Genomic DNA, 4,496 nt, shown 5'->3' on the forward strand with positions numbered 1-4,496 from the left:
AGAGGCTGACCCGACGTGCACGACGACCTCATCGCCCGGGCCCAGACATGGCTCGCCGAGGACCCCGACCCGGAGACCCGTGACGAGCTCGCCAAGCTCATCGAATCCGGCGACCTCGACGAGCTCGCGGACCGCTTCAGCGGCACCCTCCAGTTCGGCACCGCGGGCCTGCGAGGCGAAATCGGCGCCGGCCCGATGCGCATGAACCGCACGGTCGTCATCCGCGCCGCCGCCGGTCTCGCCGCGTACCTCAAGAAGCAGGGCCAGGACGGCGGCCTCGTCGTCATCGGCTACGACGCCCGCCACAAGTCGGAGGACTTCGCCCGCGACACGGCCGCCGTCATGACCGGCGCGGGCCTGCGCGCCGCCGTACTCCCCCGCCCGCTCCCCACCCCGGTCCTCGCGTACGCGATAAGGCACCTCGGCGCCGCAGCCGGCGTAGAGGTCACCGCCAGCCACAACCCGCCCCGCGACAACGGCTACAAGGTCTACCTCGGCGACGGCTCCCAGATCGTCCCGCCCGCGGACATCGACATCGCGCAGGAGATCGCCGCGGTCCCGTCCCTCATCGCCGTCCCCCGCCCGGCCGAAGGCTGGGAGACCCTCGACGACAGCGTCCTCGACGCCTACCTCGCCCGCACGGACGCGGTCCTCGCCCCCGACTCCCCGCGCACCGCCCGCACGGTGTACACAGCGTTGCACGGCGTCGGCAAGGACGTCCTCCTCGCCGCCTTCGATCGCGCCGGCTTCCCCGCCCCCGCCCTGGTCACCGAGCAGGCCGACCCCGACCCGGACTTCCCCACGGTCGCCTTCCCCAACCCGGAAGAGCCCGGCGCGATGGACCTGGCCTTCGCCAAGGCCCGCGAGACGGACCCCGACCTGGTCATCGCCAACGACCCCGACGCCGACCGCTGCGCCGTGGCCGTCAAGGACGGCGAGGACACAGGGGACTGGCGGATGCTCCGCGGCGACGAGGTGGGCTCCCTCCTCGCCGCCCACCTGGTGAACCGCGGAGCACAGGGCACCTTCGCCGAGTCGATCGTCTCCTCCTCGCTCCTCGGCCGTATCGCGGAGAAGGCGAACCTCCCCTACGAGGAGACCCTCACCGGCTTCAAGTGGATCGCCCGCGTCGACGGCCTGCGCTACGGCTACGAGGAGGCCCTCGGCTACTGCGTCGACCCCGACGGCGTACGCGACAAGGACGGCATCACGGCCGCCCTGCTGATCACCGAGCTGGCCTCCGTCCTCAAGGCCGAGGGGCGCACGCTACTCGACCTCCTGGACGACCTCGCCGTGGAGCACGGCCTGCACGCCACGGACCAGCTCTCGGTCCGCGTCCAGGACCTGTCGGTCATCGCGAACGCCATGAGCCGGCTGCGCGAGCAGCCGCCCACCGAGCTCGCCGGCCTCGCCATCACCCGCGCCGAGGACCTCACGAAGGGCACCGACACCCTCCCGCCCACCGACGGGCTGCGCTACACGCTCGAGGGCGCCCGTGTCATCGTCCGCCCCAGCGGCACGGAGCCCAAGCTGAAGTGCTACCTGGAGGTCGTCGTCCCGGTCGCGACGCACGCCGGCCTCCCGGCCGCCCGTGCCAAGGCGGCGGACCTGCTGGCGACGATCAAGCGGGACCTCTCGGCGGCGGCGGGCATCTGAGCGGTACGACGACTTCCTGATCGACAGGGTGCCCTGGGACCCGGACGCGGAGCGGTTCACGGGGTGTTGGGTTGCCGCATGCTCCCCGGCTGCCCACTCCCGTCCCGCCCGCCGCATGCTGGAACAGCAGTACGGATGCGCTCCTTGTCCCCCCTCGGAGGCATCCGCCCCCAGGTGTCCCGCGCCCCCTTCACATCTGAAGCGGGATGCCGCGCCCGGGCCGGGCGCGGGGTTCAGACCCGCGTGAGATAGCTGAACCCCGTGTCCGGTCCCACGCACGACTGAAGGGTGAGGTCGCCCCAGTAGAGCCCGGCGGCCGGGGCGCCACGGCCCGGGGTGACGTAGTTGGCGTACACCTCGTAGCGCCAGTTGCCGCGCGGGCCGCTGACCGTGACGGTGCTGCCGACCGGCAGGGTCGCGAAGCGGTCGAACCCGCAGTGGTCGTGGCCGACGATCACGACCGTACGCATCTCGTACCCATCCTCGGTCCCGATCTCGGGCCCGGCCCACTGCACGGCGTCCCGGCAGGCGTCGACCTCGTCCTGTCCGCCGCGCACGACGGGGGCGGACCAGGTGCCGATGCGGATCGTGGTGCGGGCGGGGTGCTCGCTCTGGTCCGGCGCCGACTTCATGCCGGGGGCCGGGCTCGTGGGGCGGGCGGCGGGGGACGAAGAACCGCGGGAGAGGTCGGGTCCGCGTACGCGGTCGTCGGAGGGCCGGGGCGAGGAGGGGCGGGCCGGGGTGCCGGGCGACGTGGAGGTCGGAGCGGGCGGGACGGACGTACGCGGCACGGTGGGGGACGGGGCCTTGGAGGCGGGCGTGGGGGGAGCCGGTGCGGTCGGGGTGGGCACCTTGGCCGGGGAGGGGGTCGCGACCGCCGCCATCGGCCCGGTCGCACCGCCGGGGTACGCACCGCACCCGGTGAGCAGGGCCAGCGCGATCGGTACGACGGCCAGGGCGCCCCGTGGGCCCGCGCCTCCCCCGCTCACCCGAACCGTCCGTTCACATAGTCCGAGGTCCGCTCGTCCTGCGGCGAGTTGAACATCGCCTCGGTGTCGCCGTGTTCGACGATGACGCCGGGCGTGCCGTGCGAGGCGAGGAAGAAGGCGCAGGTGTCGGAGACGCGGGCCGCCTGTTGCATGTTGTGGGTGACGATGACGATGGTGACCTCGGACTTCAGCTCGGCGATGGTCTCCTCGATGCGCCGGGTCGAGGTCGGGTCGAGTGCCGAGCACGGCTCGTCCATGAGCAGCACCCGGGGTCGTACCGCCAACGACCGGGCGATGCACAGGCGTTGCTGCTGGCCGCCGGAGAGCGCGCCGCCGGGCTGGCGGAGGCGGTCCTTGGCCTCGTTCCACAGGCCGGCCTTGGTGAGGCACTCCTCGACCAGGTCGTCCCTGCCGTCGCGGGTGGCCTTGATGGCGTTGAGCTTCAGGCCCGCGACGACGTTGTCGTAGATCGACATGGCGGGGAACGGGTTGGGCTTCTGGAAGACCATGCCGATCTGGCGGCGGGCGTGGGTGATGCGCCGGCCCCGGTCGTAGATGTCCTCGTCGTCGAGCATGACTCGGCCGGAGAGGGAGGCGGAGGCGATCAGTTCGTGCATCCGGTTGAGGATGCGCAGGAAGGTCGACTTGCCGCAGCCGGAGGGTCCGATGAGGGCGGTGACCTGGTGGGCGGGCATGGTGAGCGAGACGCGGTCGAGGACCTTGTGGTCGGCGAACCAGGCGGAGACGGAGTCGGCTCGGAGGGTTGCCGCGGTGGCCCGGCCGGGGGGTCGGTCGGTGGTCTTGCGGTCGGTGGCGGTTCGGGGCTGGGGCAGCGTGTCGGTGAGGTCGGGGCTGGACATTGCCTGAGGTCAACTCCCTTTGGTTGTGGGGGGGGGCGGTTCGGGATCAGAGCAGGTTCGGCAGCAGTGCGGTGATGGCCTGGGCGTCCGCGAGGCCGAGGGCGGCGAGGAGGGGGCCCGCGCAGATCCAGGTCTGCCAGCGGCCCCAGACGCGGTACGCGACCACGGTGAGCAGGGCGGCGAGCAGCAGGCCCTGTGTCCACAGGAAGACCGCCAGCCAGGCGCCGTCGTCGGTGCCGAGTGCCTCCTCGGCCGGCGTGATCCAGCCGGCGCGCAGCTCGCGCGGTGGGTTGGGCTGGACCGGGGTGATCAGCTTGGCGTCGACGCGGAGCACGCCGTTCGGGGTGTACGGCGCTCCGGTGGCGGTGATGAGGGTGAGCCGGCCCTGGCCGTCGGTGATCGGGGCGGGCAGTTCGTCGCCGGCCCGGCGCAGGCCTGTGACCTCGTAGACGGACTTGCCCTGGCCGGTGGTCAGTTCGATGCGGGTGCCGGTGGGGAGGTTGTGCAGGTCGTTGAAGGGGCTGCCGTAGGCCCACTGGCGGCCCATGATGACCGCGGTGCCGGCCTGGCCGGGGAGTGGGGTGTCGCGGCGGTGGCCCGGGCCCGACATCAGCACCTCGGACGTGGTCCCTTCGGCGACGACCTCCTTGACGTCGAGCGCCCTGATCCGCAGGAGTGCCAGGGGTGCGCCGGCCTGGACCGGCTTGCCCTCGTAGTCGCGCTGGCCGACGGGTGCGATGCCCAGGGCGAGTTGGCGGCGCAGCTCGTCGTACGCGGTCTGCTGGTCGCGGACGTGCTGGAGGTGGCCTACGACGGTGAGGTTGGCGGCGAAGCCGAGCAGTACGGCGGCCAGCACGCACAACGCCGCCCCGGCGAGGGCTAGCCCGGGGCGGGTGGAGGGATGGGGGGACTCTTCTCGCGGTGGGTCGGCCGTGGGTGGGGCGAGCGTGGTCACGGGCGATCTCCTCCGGGGGCTGGTTGTTTCGTACAG

The 4,496-nt window shown here is 72.7% G+C and carries 4 protein-coding genes; 1 reads left to right on the forward strand and 3 read right to left on the reverse strand.

What is annotated here, in order from left to right:
• Window positions 1-15: 15 nt before the first annotated feature.
• Complete coding sequence (locus ACFQ6S_RS42845) at window positions 16-1,656, forward strand: phospho-sugar mutase (RefSeq protein ID WP_383421805.1); 1,641 nt, start codon at window positions 16-18, stop codon at window positions 1,654-1,656.
• A gap of 233 nt (window positions 1,657-1,889) precedes the next feature.
• On the opposite strand, the gene ACFQ6S_RS42850 is transcribed toward ACFQ6S_RS42845, so the two are convergent.
• The 3 genes from ACFQ6S_RS42850 to ACFQ6S_RS42860 are packed head-to-tail and all read right to left on the reverse strand — an operon-like array spanning window position 1,890 to window position 4,460.
• The gene (locus tag ACFQ6S_RS42850) at window positions 1,890-2,645 is read right to left on the reverse strand and encodes a hypothetical protein (RefSeq protein WP_383421808.1); all 756 of its coding nucleotides are present in this window, start codon (window positions 2,643-2,645) and stop codon (window positions 1,890-1,892) included.
• Window positions 2,642-3,505, reverse strand: a complete 864-nt coding sequence (gene pstB, locus ACFQ6S_RS42855; RefSeq protein ID WP_383421811.1) for a phosphate ABC transporter ATP-binding protein PstB — start codon at window positions 3,503-3,505, stop codon at window positions 2,642-2,644. The genes ACFQ6S_RS42850 and pstB overlap by 4 nt, the downstream gene beginning before the upstream one ends.
• Window positions 3,506-3,551: 46 nt before the next feature.
• Window positions 3,552-4,460: a sortase gene (locus ACFQ6S_RS42860; RefSeq protein WP_383421814.1), complete on the reverse strand. Its 909-nt coding sequence runs from the start codon at window positions 4,458-4,460 to the stop codon at window positions 3,552-3,554.
• Window positions 4,461-4,496: the final 36 nt, after the last annotated feature.

Source organism: Streptomyces sp. NPDC056479, from assembly GCF_042795335.1.
Taxonomy (GTDB): Bacteria; Actinomycetota; Actinomycetes; order Streptomycetales; family Streptomycetaceae; genus Streptomyces.

Bases quoted from the DNA above. Each gene is read 5' to 3' on its own strand.
- pstB (WP_383421811.1), bottom strand. From the start codon at position 3,505: ATGTCCAGCCCCGACCTCACCGACACGCTGCCCCAGCCCCGAACCGCC.